We start from the raw sequence: 19,363 nt of genomic DNA on the forward strand, positions 1-19,363 counted from the left end.
CGATCCGTTGTCGAGCGCCTAGCCTTCGATCCGCCCGAAATCCGCAACCTGGTGGACCGCATCGCGGAACCGGGCGAGAAGGGCGAGGCGATGGGCGCGCTTGGCCTGATCGTCTGCATTCACCGTCACTTCTTCGAAGAAACGGTCGATCGGCGTGCGCAGGCTTGCAAGCGCATTCATGGCGGCGGCGAAATCCTCCTTCGCCAACGCCTGTTTTGCGCGTGTTTCCGACTGCTCAAGCGCTTCCATGAGCGTCTTTTCCGCAGGTTCCGGCGCGTAGGACAGCGGCGTATCTTGCCGTTCGGTCATCTTGGCGTCGATCACGGCCTTCATGTCCGGATCGTCCACCAGAGCGAGCGGATCTTCCTCGCCAGTATGCGCAATCTCGCCTTCCGGCCCCTGCCAATCCTCTTTCTTGAGGATGTTCGCGGCGCGCTTGTAACCGGCGAGAAGGTCTGCACCCTCGGCGGTTTCGATATAGTTTTGCAATGCTTTCACCCTCGCGAGCAGGCGAACGAGATCGTCCTCCCCTCCCAAAGCGAACACCGCATCGATGAGATCGTGCCGAACGCCCGCCTCGCGCTGCTGGACTTTCAGCCGTTCGGCGAGGAAATCCGTCAGCTTCGTCGCAAGGGCGCGATGCGGGCGCCCTTCCCACGCGTGGACGATCTGATCGAGCGACAGCTTCAAATCGTTCGCCTGGACGAGACGCAAATATCCGAGCGCAGCCCGGCGAAGCGCGAACGGATCCTTCGACCCCGTCGGAAGGATACCGATCTTGAAGAAGCTCAGAAGCGTGTCGAGCTTATCGGCGAGGCTGACCGCAACGGTAAGGGCAGCGGTCGGCACCTCGTCATCCTGTCCGATCGGCCGGTAATGATCGGCAATGGCATCGGCTATACCCGCCGGAAGCCCCTCGGCCCGCGCATAATAGCCGCCCATAAGCCCCTGAAGTTCGGGAAATTCTCCGACCATTTCGGTGACCAGATCGGCCTTGGAAAGCTCGGCGGCCCGCCGCGCGGCTTTGTGGTCGCCATTGGGCGCTTTGGCATCGAAGACCAGCCAGTCGGCCAGCTTCGCCACGCGGTCCACCTTGTCTGCGACCGTCCCGAGCTTCTCATGGAAGGTGATCCGCTCCAGCCCCTTGGCGTGCTGGGCCAGCGTCTTCCTGCGATCCTGCTCCCAGAAGAAGCGGGCATCGCTGAGGCGCGCGGCGAGCACCTTGCGGTTGCCGTCCACGATCGCCGCACCGCCATCGCCCGCCTCGATATTGGCCGTGCAGACGAAGGCGTTGGCCAGATTTCCTTCGGCATCCTGGCAAACGAAATACTTCTGATTCACGCGCGCGGTGAGCTGGATGACTTCGGGCGGCACTTCGAGAAACGCCTCGTCGAAGCGGCCCAAAAGCGGGATCGGCCATTCGGTGAGCCCCGCATTCTCGACCACCAGGCCCTCGTCCTCGACCAGCGACAGGCCCGCTTCGGACGCGACCTTGGCCGCGCCGCTGCGGATCAGGCCCTGCCGCTCCTCGTGGTCGACGATGACATGGCCTGCGCGCAGTTTCAGCGCATAATCGTCGGCATTGCCGATGGTAATGTCGCCTGTATGATGGAAGCGATGGCCTAGCGTGACAGCACCGCTGGTGACGCCGTGAACCTCGCATGCAACCACCTCGTCACCCAGCAAGGCCACGATGCCCGACAGCGGGCGCACCCAGCGCAGGGATTCCGTGCTGAGCGAGGCTGCACCCCAACGCATCGATTTGGGCCAGGGAAAATCGCGAACGATGGCGGATATCGCCTCGCCAAGCAGGTCGCGCATTGCGCGACCGGGCGTGTCGATCACGGCGAAATAGGTCGGACGCCCTTTGACGTCGCGCACTTCCAGCTGGCTGCGCGTCACGCCTGCCTTGCGGCAGAAGCCGTCTACCGCCGCATCGGGTGCGCCCTGGGGCGGCCCCTTGACCTCTTCGCTCACCGCCTGCGTCGCCTCGGGCAGGTCGCGCGCGATCAGCGCGAGGCGGCGCGGCGTAGACCAGACGGTGATATCGCCCACGGAAACGCCCGCCGCGTCCATCTCGCGCCGGAACAGCTTTTCCAGCTCGGCCCGCGCACCCGCCTGCATCCGTGCAGGGATTTCCTCGCTGCGCAATTCTAGGAGAAAATCGCTCCGGTTGTCGGCGCCGCTCATTTCGACCACTCCGGATACTTCTCCGCCCAGCCGGGCGCTTCCTTCGCCATATGCGCTTCGCACGATCCGCGCGCCAGATCGCGCACCCGGCCCATATAGCTGGCGCGTTCCTGCACGCTGATCACGCCGCGCGCCTGCAACAGGTTGAAGATGTGGCTGGCCTCGACCGCCTGCTCATACGCGGCGATCGGCACATTGGCAGCCAGCGCATTGCGGCATTCCGCCTCGGCCTTGGCGAAAAGGTCGAACAGGGCATCGGTATCCGCGACTTCGAAATTCCATTTCGACATCTGCTTCTCGTTTTCGAGAAACACCTGACCGTAGCTCACGCCGCGTCCGTTGAAATCGAGATCGTAGACGTTGTCGACGCCCTGAATATACATCGCCAGGCGTTCCAGCCCGTAGGTCAGCTCGCCCGCTACCGGCTTGCAATCGAAGCCGCCCATCTGCTGGAAATAAGTGAACTGCGTCACTTCCATCCCATCGCACCAGACTTCCCAGCCCAGCCCCCAGGCGCCCAGGGTCGGCGATTCCCAATCGTCCTCCACGAAGCGGATATCGTGCTTCAACGGATCGATCCCGATCATGCCGAGGCTTTCGAGATAGAGGTCCTGAATATCGGGCGGACTCGGCTTCAGGATCACCTGATACTGGTAATAATGCTGGAGCCGGTTCGGGTTCTCGCCATAGCGTCCGTCGGTCGGGCGGCGACAGGGCTGGACGAAAGCCGCGTGCCACGGTTCCGGGCCGAGCGCGCGCAACGTAGTCGCAGTATGAAACGTGCCCGCCCCCATCCGCATGTCATAGGGCTGAAGGATCAGGCAGCCCCCCTTGCTGCTCCAGAAATCGTGGAGCGCGAGGATCATGTCCTGAAAGGAGTTTTGCGGGTTCCGGTCCATGACGAGCGGCCATGCCGCAGGTGCGAAACGGGGTCAATGTCTTGGGCGGAGCGAGATGTAAGGTTGTGTTGACAATGTAAAAAGATTGCTACAATAAGTCAGGGATGCCTTACATCATGGCGGAAGGAAGCTGCTTTGCCTTATGATCCCTATGCACTCGATCAAAAGCAGAAGTCGCGCGCCTATGGCATGGTTTGGTTTGGCCTAGTGATCAGCATCGTGTTGGTCGCCAGCAACGTGATGCCTTTCGGCGCTCATATCGAAGCGGCGAGCAGTATGATCGTCGGAGCATATCTGATTACTTTTTCCACCTATAATCGGTTCGACGAACATTTCTTGGCATTGTCGCGGCGAGCAGCAGTCTGGGTTGCAGTGCTCATCGGCTTTTGGCTCTGCGTTCAAGGCCTGATGACGCTTTACGAAGGATCCTACGACCTGGGCAGAAGCGCAGCAGGCTCTTTGTTGCCCGAGGATGACGCCAGTTGGCGCATCCCCGCCCCATTCAACCGAGCTTATCTGCTGGCTTCGCTAAGTGCACTGGCCTTTCATTCTGGCTTCCTCTTCCATTATCGCGTTGGCGGTTCGTGAAGAACCGCCTCCGCGTCCTGCGCGCCGAGCGAGAATGGAGCCAAGCCGAACTCGCCATGCATCTGGAGGTCTCCCGCCAGGCGGTCAATGCGATCGAAACCGGCAAGCACGATCCTTCGCTTGCACTCGCCTTTCGGATAGCGCGACTTTTCGGCATGACCATTCACGAAATATTCGATGATGGGCAGCGATAGCGGTTCTTAAAGACAGACGCGGCCCGCCGCCCGATCGCCAGAGGTTCCCAGTCCAATGCACCGCTTCTTCGCGTTTTCTGCCGGCATAGCTGCCCTTCTGATGGCGCCTGCCGCCTCGGCGCAGGCCACTCATGCGAAATCGGTTCGAAGCGATGAAGCATTTCTTGTCCCTGCCTTCGTCCAGGATTACGATCCGAAACCCGCAATCTGGAAATTGGCGGACGATGACACGACCATCTATCTGTTCGGGACCTTCCATGTCCTTCCCGACGGGTTCCGTTGGCGCAGCGCCCGGTTCGACAGCATCGTGGAAGACGCCGACGAACTGGTGATCGAAACCAGCGATGCGGACAGCGAAGCAGGCTCGCAGGCCATGATGGTTCGGGTGCTGTCCGAAATGAAGGATCGCGTGCCGACATCGAAGCGGCTCTCTCCCGAAGCCGGCGAGAAATGGCTCGCGCTGGCAGAATTGACCGAGATGCCGCCCGCGATCTTCGACAGGATGCCGCCGATGCTTGCCATCATGGCAGCGGGCGTGGGCCAGCTCGACATGATGGGCTCGGAGTCCGAGAACGGCGTCGAGACGATCCTTCAATCGGAATTCGCGGAGGCGGGCAAGCCGATCGGATCGATCGAGGACAGCAATGATGTCCTCACCAACATCCTTTCCATCGATGAGGACCTGTTGCTCGCCCAGCTGGAGACGGACCTGATCGCCTGGAATGGCGAGGATTCGGAAAGCTTCTTTCTTGGCGATGGCGAGGATGCCGATGGGCTGGATCTCGCTCTCGAACACGAGTGGGCGAAGGGCGAAGAGATCGAGGACCTCGATTTCGGCGAGGGGGAATTCGGCGTCCTGTTCGAGAAGATCCTGCTCGAAGATCGCAATCGGGCCTGGGCCGGATGGCTGGATGAGCGGCTCGATACCCCTGGAACCGTGCTGGTCGCCGTCGGCGCCGGACATTTCTTCGGGCCGACATCGGTTCAGTCCATGCTCGCCGAGCGCGGCCTCTCTGTTGAGCGGCTCGATTGAACTCCATGCAGCGATTGCCCATTTTTCGCCGTGTCGCGCGCGGTCTCGCTCCCTTCGCGCTGATCGCCCTCGCCGCCTGCGGATCGGAACGGCAGGCGGAGCCCGAAACCAAGGCAGATCCGATCCTGTGGGAGGTGGTCGACGATGCGGGAGCGGTCGAAGGGTGGCTGTTCGGCACGATCCACGCATTGCCCGATGGCGTATCCTGGCGCACGCCACTGCTTGAGAAAACCATCGAACAAGCCGATCTGCTGGTCGTCGAAGTGGCGGGGCTCGATAACGGCAGCGAGCTGACCGACATTTTCGTAAGCCTCGCCTTCGACGATCCGCCCGGACCGCTGGCCGAACGGATCGATCCGGCCCTGCGCAGTCAGTATGAAACGCTGCTGACCAAAGCCAAGGTGCGCAGCGACCATTTCGACGCCATGGAAAGCTGGGCCGCCGCGCTCACGCTAGCGCAAGTGGCGCAGACGTCGAAAAGCGAGAACGGCGTCGATCGCGCTCTGATCGGCGACTTCGAAGGGCGCGAGATCGTCGAAATCGAGGGCGGCGAGCGCCAGCTCGGCATTTTCGACACTTTGCCGGAGGCGGAACAGCGCGACCTGCTCAACGCCATAATCGCCGAGACCCGCGAATACGACGACGATATGGGTCGCCTCGCCCGCACCTGGAGCGAAGGCGATGGAGAGGCGCTGGCGAAATTGACGCGCGAGGGCATTCTGGCCGATCCGGAGCTTTACGAAGCGCTCCTCGCCGGACGGAACCGGGCCTGGACCGCTCAGCTGGAAAACCTCTTCTCCACGCAGAGCAAGCCGCTGATAGCGGTCGGCGCAGGCCATATGTTCGGCCCCGATGGCCTGCCTGCCATGCTGGAAGCGCGCGGCTTTACGGTGCGCCGCATCCAATAGCCGTCGGTTGCGGGAAAGCTTGCGTTTCCGGCCCACCCCGCTATAGCGCCGCGCTTCGGACCCGCCATGGTCATCCCTGGAGGCGTGGCGTCCGACACGTACAAGCAACTCAACGCATACTCGAAAGGCAAGACCCATGAGCGACGCTCTGACCCTGCCGGCCGAAGCGCGCGAACGGGCTGGCAAGGGAGCCTCCCGTCAATTGCGCCGCGAAGGTCGTATTCCCGCCGTGATCTACGGCGGCAAGGAAGATCCCGTGATGATTCACGTCGAAGAGAAGGAATTGGTCCGCCAGCTCGGCACCGGCCACTTCATGAACTCGATCGTGAGCATCGAAATCGGCGGCAAGACCCTGCGCACCCTTCCTAAGGATGTCGCGCTTCACCCGGTCACCGACCGTCCCGAACATGCGGACTTCCTGCGTCTCTCGAAGGGCGCCAAGGTTGAAGTCAACGTGCCCGTGGTCTTCATCAACGAAGAAGCGAGCCCCGGTCTCAAGAAGGGCGGCGTTCTGAACGTGGTCCGTCACGAGCTGGAACTCGTCTGCGACATGGATGCAATCCCCAGCGAGATCGAGATCGACGTCACCGGCAAGGAAGTCGGCGATTCGATCCACATCAGCGAAGTCGACCTGCCCAAGGGCAGCGAAAGCGGGATCACCGATCGCGACTTCACGATCGCCACGCTGGTCGCTCCGTCGGCGCTCAAGAAGAGCGAAGGCGCCGAAGACGGCGACGATCAGACCGGTGCCGGCATGGAGCCGGGCGAAACCGCCGCGACCGAACAGGGTCCGGACGACGACGCCGCTCTGGAACAGCAGGAGAAGAGCCCCGAATAAGGGTTTTTCTCTCGCTTCCGAACACGAAACACCGGCCTGGCGACAGGCCGGTGTTTTCGTTTGGGCTGCCTTCCCGAATGGCTCTGCGGCTGTTAGAGGCGCGCCTATGCAAATCTGGACCGGCCTCGGCAATCCCGGACCGCAATATGCGATGCACCGGCACAATATCGGCTTCATGGCCTGCGACGTGATCGCGGAAATGCACGGGTTCGGCCCGGCGCAGAAGAAGTTCTCCGGCTGGGTGCAAGAGGGTCGCATCGGCACTGCAAAGGTGCTGCTCCTGAAACCGGCGACGTTTATGAACGAGAGCGGTCGCGCCGTCGGCGAAGCGTTGCGCTTTTACAAGTTGGGCACCGATGCGCTGACAGTGTTCCATGACGAGCTCGACCTCGCCCCCTTCAAGGTCAAGGTGCGCACCGGCGGCGGGCTGGCGGGGCACAACGGCCTCCGCAGTATCGACAAGCATCTCGGCCCCGATTTTCGGCGTGTCCGGATCGGGATCGGCCATCCGGGTCACAAGGACCGGGTGACCGGCCATGTGCTCGGCAATTACGCCAAGGCCGAGCAGGACGATCTGGTCCAGATGCTCGCCGCGATCGGGAGCGAAGCGGACCGGCTGGCGGCGGGCGAGGATGTTCGCTTCATGAGCGACGTCGCAATGCGGATGCAGGACTAGCCCGCGCGCCGGGTCCATCCGAACGCTTGCATGCATCCGGTGAAGAAAGCGGGCCGGGCGCTTTCTTCCGCGATCCGCGCGGCCTGCGCCTCGCAGGTCTGTTCCGCCTGATGGAAGGGCTTGCGCGCCCCACCCGCCCACTCATCCTCATTCGTGGTTTCGCACCCCGACAGAGCCAGCACCACACCGACCAAGGCGGTCGAAAGAAGAACGTTCCGGATCATCGCCGCCATGCTTTCGCCCCATCGCGCTGACATGCAAGCGATAATCCGACAGATTCCCGCGCGAAGGAGACCCGACCATGACCGCCCTCACCCGCCGTACCTTGCTTGCCGGAGCAGCGGCCACCACCGCCCTCGCCGCCACGTCTTCACGCGCGCAGTCCGACGCGGTGCAGATTCCTGCCGAGCTATCGGGCAAGTCGATCCTGATCACCGGCTGCTCCTCCGGCTTCGGGCGGCTGGGCGCGGAACATTACGCCCGCCTCGGCGCGAGGGTATTCGCTACCATGCGCAACCTGCCGCGTCCCGAAGCAGAGGAATTGATAAAGCTCGCGCGCGAAGAAAATCTCGACCTGCATGTGATCGAGATCGACGTTCTATCGGACGATCAAGTCGCCGCGGGCGTCGCCGAGGCGGAGCGGATCAATGGCGGTCCGATCGACGTGCTGATCAACAATGCCGGAATCGGCATTTCCGGCCCGGTCGAGGTTCAGGACATGGCGGCGACCATGCTCGCCTTCGATACCAATGTCTTCGGCTGCCACCGCATGGCCCGCGCCGTGCTGCCGGGAATGCGCGCGAAGGGTGCGGGGCAGATCTTCCAGATTTCCAGCCAATTAGGCCGCGTGATCGTGCCCCATGGCGGCCATTACAGCGCCACCAAATTCGCGCTGGAAGCGATGGGCCAGCAGCTCGCCTACGAACTCGTGCCTCACAATATCGATGTCACCATCATCGAACCCGGCGGCTATCCGACCGAGGTCTGGGTCAACCGCAACATCTATACCGGCGCCCTGAAGAACCGCGCCGAGGACATCCACACGAGCGGCTATCCCGAAGTGGTCGCGAATATGGGGACCGAGGACGGTTCGGGCCGAAGCGCCGACCCGATGGATGTGCCGCGCGCGATCGCGCGCACCATGGCCTTGGCGCCGGGCACCCGGCCCTTGAGAGTGCCGGTCAGCGGCGGGGCCATTCCCCAGACGGCAATCAATGAGGTGACCGCGCGCACCCAGCTCGAATGGCTCGGACGCTCCGAACGGCTCGGCCCGGTGATGCGCGCGATACACCTACGTTAAGTTTGGATATTGCCCCGGCCCGCATTCCGGGGCATTTCCCGAACCATGCTGTATTACGAAGAAATCGAAGTGGGCACCCGGCAGAGCTTCGGCCGCTACGAGGTCGAGGCCGATGCGGTGCGCGACTTCGCCGAGAAGTTCGACCCCCAGCCCTTCCACCTCAGCGACGAGGCGGCGGCGAAGACGCATTTCGGGCGCATATCCGCCAGCGGATGGCATACCTGCGCCATGACCATGCGGATGCTGGTCGAAAACATGTCCGTGGTCGAACAGGCAGGTCTCGGCTCGCCCGGGATCGATCAGCTGCGCTGGGTGAAACCGGTCTATCCGGGCGACGTGCTGCGCTGCGAGACGGAAGTGATCGAGAAGCGCCGCAGCAAGTCACGCCCCGATATGGGCCTTTTCAAGAGCCGGGTGAGCACTTTCAATCAGGACGATGTCCTGGTGCTCGAAATGGTCAGCAATGGCCTTATCCGGGTGCGCGATCCCGATACACCAGTGGAGTGACGGCTCAACTGCCGCAGCGCGCCACACCTTCCCGCTGATAGACGATCCGGTCCCGCCCGTCGCGCAAGGTCAGCGCGGCATCGTACAGAGTCGTTTCACCCCCAATCGGTTCGCCATCCCCGCGTATGGTCATTTCCAGGCCGAACTGGGTGCCGTCATAATTCGAGCGCGTACCGAAGGGCATTTCGGCGCTGCCCATGTCTGGGGCCAGGCGCTGGATCTCGTTATCCTGCTTTACGTAAGCCGCCTCCACCATCGTCACCGCCATCGCCGCATCGGCCTCGCGCGCCAGGGCGAAGCTGCACCCGATCCCGATCAGATCGTTCGCCTCGATATCGGAATAGGCGATCGGCTCCAGCGTCACCGGAATGGGCGGCGGCACGTTCGCCGCGCGGATCTCCGCCGAAGCCGCGGCATCGCTGGCCGCTTTCTCTTCGGGGCTCTGCTCCGACCCACAGGCCGCAACGGCCAGCGCTAAAACCAGGATGGAAGTACGCATCAATCTTTCTCGCACGCATTTTCAAAGCACGTTGCCGAGAGCTTGGCTGAATTTGGCCTTACATGCCAGAGAGCGGTTCGAGGCGCTCCGGGAATTCGGTTCAATATCTCGAATTGAAAACGATCGGCAATCGCCGACTCTCAGATCGCAAATTGCCGGACCGAACATTCCGACGATCGCGTAACTCTCCGCCCCAGTTGTCTCGAATAAGGAAGAGCTCACTTTCTAGGCGGCTGATAAGAAATCAAGGGTCTGTCACGTCTTAGGCAAGAGTACATCTCACCAAGCGCGAAGGATTTTTTTCGTTACATTTTCAAGCTGTCCCCTGGCGCTTTCTTTGGAACAGAAAACACACAGGCTTTTATTTCCTTGATGCAGTGGACAAGCGATCCACGCAACGTCATGATCGGTGAACTAACACAGGAAAGTGGGAAATCTATCATGCTCACGCTATTGGCTGCTGCCTCGGTTCCGCTTGTATCGATAACCGTCGACGATCCTCGGTTGGATAACAATCGGACTTTTATCTCTGCGAAGGCGAAAGTTGTGTTAGAACAGCAGGTGCCTGGGGAAGTACTTTGTCTCGACAGTGCGCGGTCGCGGTACGACAGCATTTGTCTAATTCGTGAAGAATGGGTCAGCGCCGTCTCTTTGGCTAACGCGGGAAAAGGGAAAGAGCCGCCTAAATTCGTTGATCGAATTCAGCACGTGCAACACTAGAATTCTGCTTCGGCCTGGCCGAATGCTGAACAATCGAAAGATACACATTTGATTTGGAGAGTGGTTGGCAAACTGTCACGACCACTTTCACGAATCGCGCGCAATGTGATCAAAGATATTGAGTGGGGCTTTTTTCCAATCGCGCTCTTCTCTGCATATCAATTGTAGATCTCACTTCGGGCTTTCACTTTCTCCCGAACAGCTTCTCCACATCCTCCATGCTCAGCTTCACCCAGGCCTATCCTATAAAATGTGAGGTTCACGGCTTTTCTGCAATCTTTGCGAAAAGCGTTGTCATCGTATTCACTGCCTCTTGCGCCTCAGTGAACTTACTTTTGACCTCGGGAACAGATATGTAAACGGTCATTACTTCGCCGTAGCGTGGTTCGATGTTGCCTTTGCGAAAATTCTCTCTCCGTCGAAGTGACAGTCCGATCAACGCATCAACCTTCGGGTGACGCCTCAACGCCGCATGGGCGACGTGGTGACGGATTTTTTCCATCCATTGAAGCTTGGAGATAGCGTCCAGCAAAATTGCAGCATCGTCTTCACTCAGCCCTAAGGCGGGTATGTAGTCGATTAGCAATTGGAAGACCTGATTATCCCTCGGAGCTTCTTTCCAAGGCCTGATATTTTCCCGCTCTTTTTGTTCGACGAGCTCGATAAGCTGCTGTGCCGCGAAGAAGCCTTGGGCGGTAGTCTGAACCACAATTCCGACAACAGCGCAGTCATCGATTGTCAGCGGGTTCAAAATTCTTGCTGCATCGCCCCCAGAGCGCGCAAGCTCAGCGATTACTCGTTCGCCTTCAGTACGACCTTCCTCGACTGGCTTCAAAGCAACTTCCCCAAGCTTCGAGCAGCATTTAACCCGAAACGACATCTCTCGCGCAACGGGCAATGAGCTATCTGTTTGCGGCTCAAGCATCAAAAATCTGTAAAACTTGGCCCTATAAAAACCCACCTAAGTCATCCTAATGTCTGCCGAAAAGCGCTTCGACATCTTTTAAGGCTAACTTAACCCAGGTCGGCCGCCCGTGATTGCACTGGCCCGAGCGCGGCGTGCGTTCCATTTCTCGCAGGAGAGCATTCATCTCGTCGACGCGCATGACGCGGCCAGCGCGGACCGATCCGTGGCAGGCCATGGTGGCGAGGACGAGGTCGATCTTTTCGCCGAGCAGCAGCGCTTCGCCGTGCTTGACCAGATCGTCGTCGATATCGCGCAGCAGCTTTTCGGGATCGCCCTGCTTCAGCGAATGGGGGACCGCGCGCACCAGCATGGCCGAGGGGCCGAAGCGTTCGATCACGAGGCCGTAGCGCGCAAGACCGTCAGCGGCATCTTCGAGCCGGTCGCAGGCGGTCTCGTCCAGTTCGACCACGTCGGGCATCAACAGCGCCTGGCTGCGCGAAACGGCGTCCTCCGCACCAGCGGCCCGTAACCGCTCCAGCACCAGGCGTTCGTGCGCGGCGTGCTGATCGACGAGGACCAGCCCATCCTTCGCCTCGGCGACGATATAGGTGTTTGCCACCTGGCCGCGCGCCACGCCCAGCGGAAAGTCGCGGTCTTCCTCCGCGATCGGCGCCGCTTCCTCCGCGCGCCCGAAAGGCGCCGCGATGGTATCGTTCTCGGACGCGCGCCACGGTGCCCCGGCCTCCGCCACCGAACGGGAGGGCGCGGACCAGTCCCGACCGCCGAAGATCGACGCGAGCGCGGGCGACGGTTCGTCGCGCATGGTCTCCTTCTGTGCCGGCTCGCTCGTCCAGCGCGCCATCGCACCACGGTCGGGGGTCTGTGCGCTGCGCCGATCCTCGCTCGCCAGGGCCTGTCGCAGGCCCGAAACGATAAAGCCGCGAACCGCATTGGCGTCGCGGAACCGCACTTCGGTTTTGGCCGGGTGGACGTTCACATCGACATCTTCCGGCGGCAGGTCGAGGAACAGGGCCAGCACGGCGTGCCGATCGCGCGCCAGCATGTCGGCATAGGCCCCGCGCACCGCGCCGGTCAGCAGGCGATCCTTTACCGGACGCCCGTTCACGAACAGATATTGATGATCGGCGATCCCGCGATTGTAGGTCGGCAGGCCCGCTATACCGGACAGGCGGATCGGCCCCGCCTCGCCCGGCCGCTCCAGCTCGATCGCGACGCCATTGTCCTTGAGTTCACGGGCCACGACCTGCGCCACGCGATCTGCAATTGCCTCGTCCGGCTGGAGTGCCAGGATGCGCCGTTCTCCATGCTCCAACGTGAAGCCGATATCGGGCCGCGCCATGGCAAGGCGGCGCACCACATCGAGGCAGGCGGCATATTCGCTACGCGGCGTCCGCAGGAATTTGCGCCGCGCGGGCACTTTGGCGAAGACCTGTTCGACCCGCACGCGCGTTCCCGGCGGGAGCGCAGCGGGCTCGTCCGCCACGATGGCACCGTGATCGACCACCTTGCGCCAGGCCTGCTCCGACGCGCGCGGGCGGCTTTCCAACGTGAAGCGCGACACGCTGGCGATTGACGGCAGCGCCTCGCCCCGGAAACCCAGAGTGGCGACCTGTTCGATGGCCTCGTCGGGCAATTTCGAGGTCGCGTGGCGTTCGAGCGCCAGCGCCATCTCGTCGGGCGTCATGCCGCATCCGTCATCGGTCACTTCCAGCGAGCCCAGCCCGCCTTCGACGAGCTTGATCGCAATCCGGGTCGCGCCCGCATCGATGGCGTTCTCGACCAGCTCCTTAAGCGCCGCTGCGGGGCGTTCCACAACCTCGCCCGCAGCGATGCGATTGACGAGCGTTTCGGGGAGGCGGCGTATGATCGGCATGGCGAGCCGCGCAAGCTAGCGACGAAGCGCCGCGATTTCGAGGCCGGGCGCGCAGATTTCCCCGGCAGGAGCCCGTGAATGTTTTGGCATTTTCGCCACACCTTCGCTAAGGCCACCGCTCCGCTGTCACAATCGGGTCGGAACTCTCGTAGAATCGAGGCGTAAGGCCCTTATCCACTTATGGAATCGGGTTAGAATGAGCTTCTGGAACAATCTCTTCAAGTTCGGCTCGCAGAACATGGCGATCGATCTCGGCACCGCCAACACGCTGGTCTATGTTCAGGATCAGGGCATCGTTCTCAACGAACCGTCGGTCGTCGCGATCGAAACGCTGAACGGCGTCAAGCGCGTGAAGGCGGTGGGTGACGATGCGAAGATGATGATGGGCAAGACCCCGGACAGCATCGAAGCGATCCGTCCCTTGCGCGACGGCGTCATCGCCGACATCGAAATCGCCGAAGAGATGATCAAGCACTTCATCCGCAAGGTGCATGGCCGCAAGAGCCTGATGCGCTATCCCGAAATCACGATCTGCGTTCCGTCGGGCTCGACCAGCGTCGAACGCCGCGCGATCCGCGACGCCGCATCGAACGCAGGCGCAAGCCAGGTCTTCCTGATTCTCGAACCCATGGCCGCCGCGATTGGCGCGGACATGCCGGTGACCGAGCCCGTCGGATCGATGGTCGTCGATATCGGCGGCGGCACGACCGAAGTCGCGGTGCTGTCGCTGCGCGGTCTCGCCTACACCACCTCGGTGCGAACCGGGGGCGACAAGATGGACGAAGCGATCGTCAGCTATGTCCGCCGCCACCACAATCTCCTGATCGGCGATGCCACGGCGGAACGGATCAAGAAGGATTACGGGATCGCCGTCGCGCCGGAAGACGGCATCGGCGAAGCGATCACCATCAAGGGCCGCGACCTCGTCAACGGCGTGCCCAAGGAAATCACGATCAATCAGGGCCATATCGCAGAAGCCCTGTCGGAACCGATCGGGGCCATCGTTGAAGGCGTCCGTATCGCGCTGGAAAACACCGCGCCCGAACTCGCCGCCGATATCGTCGATCAGGGTATCGTCCTGACCGGCGGTGGCGCGCTCATCCAGGGTCTCGACGAATATCTGCGCGAAGAGACCGGCCTTCCCGTCACCATTGCAGAAGATCCGCTCTCCTGCGTGGCGCTGGGCACAGGCCGTGCGATGGAAGACGAAATCTATCGCGGCGTTTTGATGACGGCTTAGGCCGCGCTTGAAGTAGTAGGGGAGCACGGCCGCGATGGCGCCGACCGGGCAACGGCGTTCGAGCTATTCGCGAAGGGCGCAATACGGCCTCTTCACGGGCTATATCGCTGCCGGCGCAGGTGCGCTGGTGGGTGCGATCCTGCTCGGCCTGTCGCTGTGGCAGCCGCAATTCCTGTCCGGCCTGCGGGGCGAGGCGAACGACGCGGTCGCGCCCGCCACCCGCACGGTCGCCACCGGACGGACGGAAAGCAAGAGCTTCTATCAGGCCGTGCGCGGATATCTTCGCGCTGGATCCCAGAACGCGCAATTGAAGCGCGAGGTGGAAATCGCGCGCATTCGCCTGAAGGAAGCGCAGGCGGTCGAGCAGGAGAACCGCAGGCTGAAATCGCTGCTGTCCCTGCAGAACACCGACACGAAGCCGGTCGCCACCGCCCGGCTGATCGGCGCCACATCCGCCAGCACGCGGCGCTTCGCCTATCTCGGCGCGGGTGCCGAGGATGGGGTACGCGTGGGCATGCCGGTGCGGTCCCCGCGCGGCGTGGTCGGGCGGATCCTCGAGGTCGGCGATCGCAGCTCGCGCGTTCTGCTCCTCACCGACAGCGAAAGCGTGCTGCCCGTGCGCCGCGCCCAGGACGAGGTCGTGGCTTTCGCCGAAGGACGCGGCGATGGTCTGATCCGTATCCGGCTGATCAATCTTGGCATCAATCCGATCGAGAAGGGCGACCTGTTCGTCACCAGCGGCGCGGGCGGGTATTACCAGCCCGGCATCGCCGTCGCCATCGCCACCGAAATCACCGACGACGGCGCACTCGCCCGCATCGTGACTGATCCCGCAGCCGCCGATTTCGTGTCGGTCCTGCCGATATTCGAGCCTGCCGCGCTGCGCGGATCGCGGACGCCGATCGAACGCGAACTGGGCGAATAATGGAGCGGATGAACCCCCGCTCCCGCAGCGATGCCTATGGCAGCCGCATCAATCGCTCGCACTCGACCGTTCTGGCAAATGGCGTACCGTATCTCTCGATCATGCTGGCTTCGGTCCTGCCGCTGATCGTGATCGCCAGCGCGCTGCCGATCGTGCCGCCGCTGGGATTTCTCATGCTGATCGGCTGGCGTCTCGTGCGGCCGGGCCTGCTGCCGGTATGGGCAGGCTTCCCGCTCGGCCTGTTCGACGATCTCTTCAGCGGCCAGCCTCTCGGCAGCGCCGCCCTGCTCTGGTCGCTCGCCATGATCGCGGTCGAATTGATCGAAACGCGCTTCCCCTGGCGCAGCTTCGCGCAGGATTGGTTCACCGCCGGTTTAATCCTGCCCGTGTATCTGTTGGCGGCCATGCTGTTTTCCGGCGGCGAACCCTCTCTTCCCATGTTGATTGCGCTTGTGCCCCAAATCGTTCTTTCGATCCTCCTTTTTCCCCTGGTCGCGCTGTTCGTGGCCTTCCTCGATCGCAAGCGCCTGACGCGCTGGCGCAAGCTGGGCTGAGCGGCGGTATGAAACTCGGATCGCGCAAGGGACAGCCCACCACCGCTTCGATGCTGGACAATGCGTTCAAGCGACGCAGCTTCCTGGTCGCCGGGGCGATGGGCGGGATTGGCACGCTGCTCGCCGCACGCATGGGCTATATCGCGATTGCGGAGAACGAGCGGTACGAGCTCGAAAGCGAGAGCAACCGCGTCAATCTGTCGCTGATCCCGCCGCGCCGCGGGTGGATCCTCGATCGCAACGGTGCGCCCCTCGCCTCCAACCGCGCGGATTTCCGGGTCGATGTCATCCCCGACCAGCTGGTGGATGCCTCCGGTACGCTGAGCGCGCTGGGCCGCATCCTGCGCCTCGACGAAGCGGCCATGGCCGACGTGACGAAGCGCGTGGAGGACGCCGCCGGATTCCAGCCCGTCGAGATCGCGAGCGGCCTCGATTACGAGGATTTCGCCGCCGTCAGCGTGCGCTTGCCCGACCTGCCCGGCGTTGTCCCCCAGCGGGGCTTTTCCCGCCATTATCCGACCGGCCCGGCTGTCGGCCATCTGATCGGCTATGTCGGCCCCGCCAATGCCGAGGAATACGAGGAAGAGGGCAACCCCCTCCTCATCACGCCCGGATTCAAGATCGGGAAGGACGCGCTGGAGCGCCAGTTCGAGCAGGATCTGCGCGGCGTACCCGGAGCGCGACGGGTCGAAGTGACCGCGTCCGGCCGCATCGTGCAGGAATTGGAAACGCGCGAAGATATTCAGGGCGATCCCATCCGCCTCACCATCGATGGGCCGTTGCAGGATTATGCCGCGCGCCGCATCGGGCTTGAAAGCGGATCGTGCGTCGTCATGGATTGCGAGAACGGCGACATCCTGTGCATGTCCTCCATGCCGAGCTTCGATCCCAACAGCTTTTCGCAAGGGATCGGGCGCGTGGAATACGCCATGCTGCGCGACGACGATCGCGTTCCGCTGCGCAACAAGGTGCTGAAAGGCCTCTATCCGCCCGGGTCCACCGTCAAGCCGATGCATTGCATGGCCTTCCTGAAGGCCGGAATCGATCCCAACCGCACCATCACCTGCGGGGGCGGCGTTCGGATCGGCAATCGCTTCTTCAATTGCTGGGGCAATCACGGCCAGGTCGACATGGCCAAGGGCATCTACCAATCCTGCGACAGCTATTTCTATCGCATGGCGCTGGAAGTCGGCTTCGACAAGGTGGCCGATTTTGCCAAGTCGATCGGCATGGGCAAGCAGTTCGATCTGCCTGTCATCAGCCAGTTCTACGGTACCGTGCCTTCGCCTTCATGGCTGGAAGAAAAATACGATCGAGAATGGCAGGCCTACGACACGGCCAATGCCTCGATCGGACAGGGCTATTACCTTGCAAATCCGCTCCAGCTCGCCGTGATGACGGCGCGTCTCGCGACCGGTCGCCACCTCAATCCGCGCCTCACCCGCTCGAACAAGAGCACCGGAGCCGACCAGATCGATTTCCCCAAAGATCACGTCGCCTATGTCCGCCAGGCGATGAGCGACGTCGTCAACGGCCCCGGCACCGCCGGGCGCGGGCGCTTGCCGTTCGACGACATTTTGATGGCGGGCAAGACCGGCACGGCGCAGGTGGTTTCGCTCAGCAAGTCGGACGGTAAATCCGGCCCGTGGAAATATCGCGACCACGGCCTGTTCGTATTCTTCGCCCCCTTCGACAAACCGAAATATGCGGGCGCAGTCGTGATCGAGCATGGCGGCGGGTCCGGCGCAGCCTATCCGATCGCGCGCGACGTGATGACCTTCATGTTCGATCCGCAGAAGGGGATGGACGCTCTGCGCGCTCTGGAAGAACAATGGGGCGGTACCGCGCAGGAGCGGCTGACCCGCAAATACATCGCCTATGCCACCGCCGCCGGCGAAGCCGTGCCGCCCGCGCCGAGCCGCGATGAAGAGATTTTCGACCTCGTCGAAGCCGAAGCACGCGTCGCCGCGCGCCAGAGCGAAGAGATCGCGAATACGCCGATCACGCCGCGTGACGAGGCCAATCCCAGCAGCAACACGCCTCCTCCCGATTCGGTCGCCGCGCCCGGCACGCCTGCCGCTCCGCAGCCCGCGGCGAGCGATGCGCCCACGCCCGCTCCTGCCACAGCCGGTTCGCCGCGCCCGCAATGAGTGTGATACCCACACCCGTCGCACGCCAGCCCTGGATGATGCTGTTCCCGCTCTTCATCCTGATCGGGTTCGGCGGGCTGGTGCTCTATTCCGCCGCGGGTGGCTCGCTCGACCCTTACGCAGGATCGCATCTGGTGCGCTTCGGCGTGTTTCTGGTGATGGCGATCGTCATGTCGCTGTTCCCGCCCGATATCGTGAAACTCGCCGCCTATCCGGTCTATGTGCTGGTACTGATCCTGCTGGTGATCGTGGAAGCGATCGGGTTCGTCGGTGGAGGCAGCCAGAGGTGGCTCAATCTCGGCTTCATGCAGTTGCAGCCGTCCGAGCTGATGAAACCCGCGCTCGTGCTGGTGCTGGCGCGCTTTTATGGCGATCTTCCGGTCGGAATGATCGGCACCTGGCGCGCTATCGCACCGGCCGGGATCCTCATTGGACTGCCGATCATGCTCGTGCTTGCCCAGCCCGATCTCGGCACCTCGCTCGCCATCGCGTTCGGAGGGGGCGTGGTGATGTTCCTGGCCGGACTGCCGCTACGCTGGTTCCTGATGGCAGGGGCCGCCGCAGCCGTGATCGCCCCGCTCGCCTTTTTCTTCGGGCTCCAGCCTTATCAGCAGCGCCGCGTCTTCACCTTCCTCGATCCCGAGAACGATCCTTTGGGCGATGGCTATCACATCACCCAGTCCAAGATCGCGATCGGTTCGGGCGGTTTCAGTGGCAAGGGCTTCAACGAAGGCACGCAGAGCCACCTCCACTATCTGCCCGAGCCGCACACCGATTTCATCTTCGCTACCATGGCCGAGGAATGGGGTTTCATCGGCGGCGTCGTGGTAATCGGCTGCTTCGCGCTGATCCTGTTTTGGGCGCTGTCGGTCGCACGCAATTCCAACGACCGGTTCGCCAAGCTTCTGGCGGCAGGCATGGGGGCGACGATCTTCTTCTACGTCGCGATCAACCTGATGATGGTGATGGGCCTTGCGCCCGTCGTCGGCATTCCCCTGCCCTTCATGAGCCATGGCGGGTCATCGATGCTGACCAACATGATCTGCATCGGCACGCTGATGATGGTCTATCGCTGGAACCGGCAGCAGGGCCGCAAGGGAATGCTGGGCTGAATGCGGCGCTGCGAATGCGATCTTTTTCGCAAAACCGGCCCGCAGCCCCTTTTCATCGGAGAAATCCCGGCTATATGAGCGCCTCCCCGACTCGGGGATCGCAGCCGGATGGTCTGCAGTGGACGCATAGCTCAGTTGGTAGAGCAGCTGACTCTTAATCAGCGGGTCCTAGGTTCGAGCCCTAGTGCGTCCACCACCTTCTCTCATCACATCATTCGACCGATCTTTT

General features: G+C 62.4%; 19 protein-coding genes and 1 tRNA gene. 14 read left to right on the forward strand and 6 right to left on the reverse strand.

Translation table 11 applies throughout. The features are described 5' to 3' along the window. Nucleotides 1-18 precede the first annotated feature (18 nt). Nucleotides 19-2,190: a glycine--tRNA ligase subunit beta gene (glyS, locus tag J7347_RS03940; protein WP_209160903.1), complete on the reverse strand. Its 2,172-nt coding sequence runs from the start codon at nucleotides 2,188-2,190 to the stop codon at nucleotides 19-21. Further along, nucleotides 2,187-3,089 carry a glycine--tRNA ligase subunit alpha gene (locus J7347_RS03945; protein ID WP_209160904.1) on the reverse strand — a complete coding sequence of 301 codons (903 nt, stop codon included), beginning with the start codon at nucleotides 3,087-3,089 and terminating at the stop codon, nucleotides 2,187-2,189. Before J7347_RS03945 ends, glyS begins: the two co-directional genes overlap by 4 nt. Before the next feature lie 135 nt (nucleotides 3,090-3,224). Between J7347_RS03945 and J7347_RS03950 the strand changes: the two genes are divergently transcribed. The 6 genes from J7347_RS03950 to pth all read left to right on the forward strand — a co-directional run bounded on the left by J7347_RS03950 (nucleotide 3,225) and on the right by pth (nucleotide 7,326). Then, the gene (locus tag J7347_RS03950; RefSeq protein ID WP_209160905.1) at nucleotides 3,225-3,677 is read left to right on the forward strand and encodes a hypothetical protein; all 453 of its coding nucleotides are present in this window, start codon (nucleotides 3,225-3,227) and stop codon (nucleotides 3,675-3,677) included. Beyond that, a complete protein-coding gene (locus J7347_RS03955; RefSeq protein ID WP_209160906.1) occupies nucleotides 3,674-3,871 on the forward strand; it encodes a helix-turn-helix transcriptional regulator in 198 nt (65 codons plus the stop codon). The genes J7347_RS03950 and J7347_RS03955 overlap by 4 nt, the downstream gene beginning before the upstream one ends. Before the next feature lie 100 nt (nucleotides 3,872-3,971). Further along, nucleotides 3,972-4,904, forward strand: coding sequence for a TraB/GumN family protein (locus tag J7347_RS03960; RefSeq protein ID WP_209160907.1), 933 nt, complete (start codon nucleotides 3,972-3,974; stop codon nucleotides 4,902-4,904). Nucleotides 4,905-4,918: 14 nt separating this feature from the next. Further along, a complete protein-coding gene (locus J7347_RS03965; protein WP_209160908.1) occupies nucleotides 4,919-5,812 on the forward strand; it encodes a TraB/GumN family protein in 894 nt (297 codons plus the stop codon). A gap of 136 nt (nucleotides 5,813-5,948) precedes the next feature. Next, the gene (locus J7347_RS03970; protein WP_067683335.1) at nucleotides 5,949-6,650 is read left to right on the forward strand and encodes a 50S ribosomal protein L25/general stress protein Ctc; all 702 of its coding nucleotides are present in this window, start codon (nucleotides 5,949-5,951) and stop codon (nucleotides 6,648-6,650) included. 106 nt (nucleotides 6,651-6,756) lie between these two features. Further along, the gene (gene pth, locus J7347_RS03975; RefSeq protein ID WP_209160909.1) at nucleotides 6,757-7,326 is read left to right on the forward strand and encodes an aminoacyl-tRNA hydrolase; all 570 of its coding nucleotides are present in this window, start codon (nucleotides 6,757-6,759) and stop codon (nucleotides 7,324-7,326) included. On the opposite strand, the gene J7347_RS03980 is transcribed toward pth, so the two are convergent. Next, complete coding sequence (locus J7347_RS03980) at nucleotides 7,323-7,550, reverse strand: hypothetical protein (RefSeq protein ID WP_209160910.1); 228 nt, start codon at nucleotides 7,548-7,550, stop codon at nucleotides 7,323-7,325. The genes pth and J7347_RS03980 overlap by 4 nt on opposite strands. 77 nt (nucleotides 7,551-7,627) lie before the next feature. On the opposite strand from J7347_RS03980, the gene J7347_RS03985 reads away from it, so the two are divergent. Continuing rightward, a complete protein-coding gene (locus J7347_RS03985) occupies nucleotides 7,628-8,626 on the forward strand; it encodes an SDR family oxidoreductase (protein ID WP_209160911.1) in 999 nt (332 codons plus the stop codon). A 45-nt stretch (nucleotides 8,627-8,671) separates the two neighbouring features. Then, entirely contained in the window at nucleotides 8,672-9,133 is a 462-nt protein-coding gene (locus J7347_RS03990) for a MaoC family dehydratase (protein ID WP_067682204.1), read from the forward strand. Between the two features lie 4 nt (nucleotides 9,134-9,137). Here J7347_RS03990 and J7347_RS03995 read toward each other — a convergent pair whose 3' ends face one another. The 3 genes from J7347_RS03995 to mutL all read right to left on the reverse strand — a co-directional run bounded on the left by J7347_RS03995 (nucleotide 9,138) and on the right by mutL (nucleotide 13,153). After that, nucleotides 9,138-9,632 carry a hypothetical protein gene (locus J7347_RS03995; RefSeq protein WP_209160912.1) on the reverse strand — a complete coding sequence of 165 codons (495 nt, stop codon included), beginning with the start codon at nucleotides 9,630-9,632 and terminating at the stop codon, nucleotides 9,138-9,140. A 979-nt stretch (nucleotides 9,633-10,611) separates the two neighbouring features. Beyond that, a complete protein-coding gene (locus J7347_RS04000) occupies nucleotides 10,612-11,313 on the reverse strand; it encodes a hypothetical protein (RefSeq protein ID WP_209160913.1) in 702 nt (233 codons plus the stop codon). Nucleotides 11,314-11,323: 10 nt separating this feature from the next. Then, nucleotides 11,324-13,153: a DNA mismatch repair endonuclease MutL gene (mutL, locus tag J7347_RS04005; protein ID WP_209160914.1), complete on the reverse strand. Its 1,830-nt coding sequence runs from the start codon at nucleotides 13,151-13,153 to the stop codon at nucleotides 11,324-11,326. Between the two features lie 196 nt (nucleotides 13,154-13,349). Between mutL and J7347_RS04010 the strand changes: the two genes are divergently transcribed. From J7347_RS04010 to J7347_RS04035, 6 genes are all read left to right on the forward strand, one after another. Next, nucleotides 13,350-14,393, forward strand: coding sequence for a rod shape-determining protein (locus tag J7347_RS04010; protein WP_067682215.1), 1,044 nt, complete (start codon nucleotides 13,350-13,352; stop codon nucleotides 14,391-14,393). A 34-nt stretch (nucleotides 14,394-14,427) separates the two neighbouring features. Beyond that, nucleotides 14,428-15,318 carry a rod shape-determining protein MreC gene (gene mreC, locus J7347_RS04015; RefSeq protein ID WP_067682218.1) on the forward strand — a complete coding sequence of 297 codons (891 nt, stop codon included), beginning with the start codon at nucleotides 14,428-14,430 and terminating at the stop codon, nucleotides 15,316-15,318. An 8-nt stretch (nucleotides 15,319-15,326) separates the two neighbouring features. Further along, nucleotides 15,327-15,872, forward strand: coding sequence for a rod shape-determining protein MreD (gene mreD / locus J7347_RS04020; RefSeq protein ID WP_348521556.1), 546 nt, complete (start codon nucleotides 15,327-15,329; stop codon nucleotides 15,870-15,872). Between the two features lie 8 nt (nucleotides 15,873-15,880). Then, nucleotides 15,881-18,022 carry a penicillin-binding protein 2 gene (gene mrdA, locus J7347_RS04025; RefSeq protein ID WP_209160916.1) on the forward strand — a complete coding sequence of 714 codons (2,142 nt, stop codon included), beginning with the start codon at nucleotides 15,881-15,883 and terminating at the stop codon, nucleotides 18,020-18,022. Beyond that, nucleotides 18,019-19,134, forward strand: coding sequence for a rod shape-determining protein RodA (rodA, locus tag J7347_RS04030; RefSeq protein WP_245173782.1), 1,116 nt, complete (start codon nucleotides 18,019-18,021; stop codon nucleotides 19,132-19,134). Before mrdA ends, rodA begins: the two co-directional genes overlap by 4 nt. Nucleotides 19,135-19,254: 120 nt before the next feature. Further along, nucleotides 19,255-19,330: transfer RNA gene (locus J7347_RS04035), tRNA-Lys, on the forward strand. Nucleotides 19,331-19,363 lie beyond the last annotated feature (33 nt).

Origin of the sequence: Erythrobacter sp. A6_0, assembly GCF_017744235.1 — a bacterium.
Classification (GTDB): Bacteria; Pseudomonadota; Alphaproteobacteria; order Sphingomonadales; family Sphingomonadaceae; genus Qipengyuania.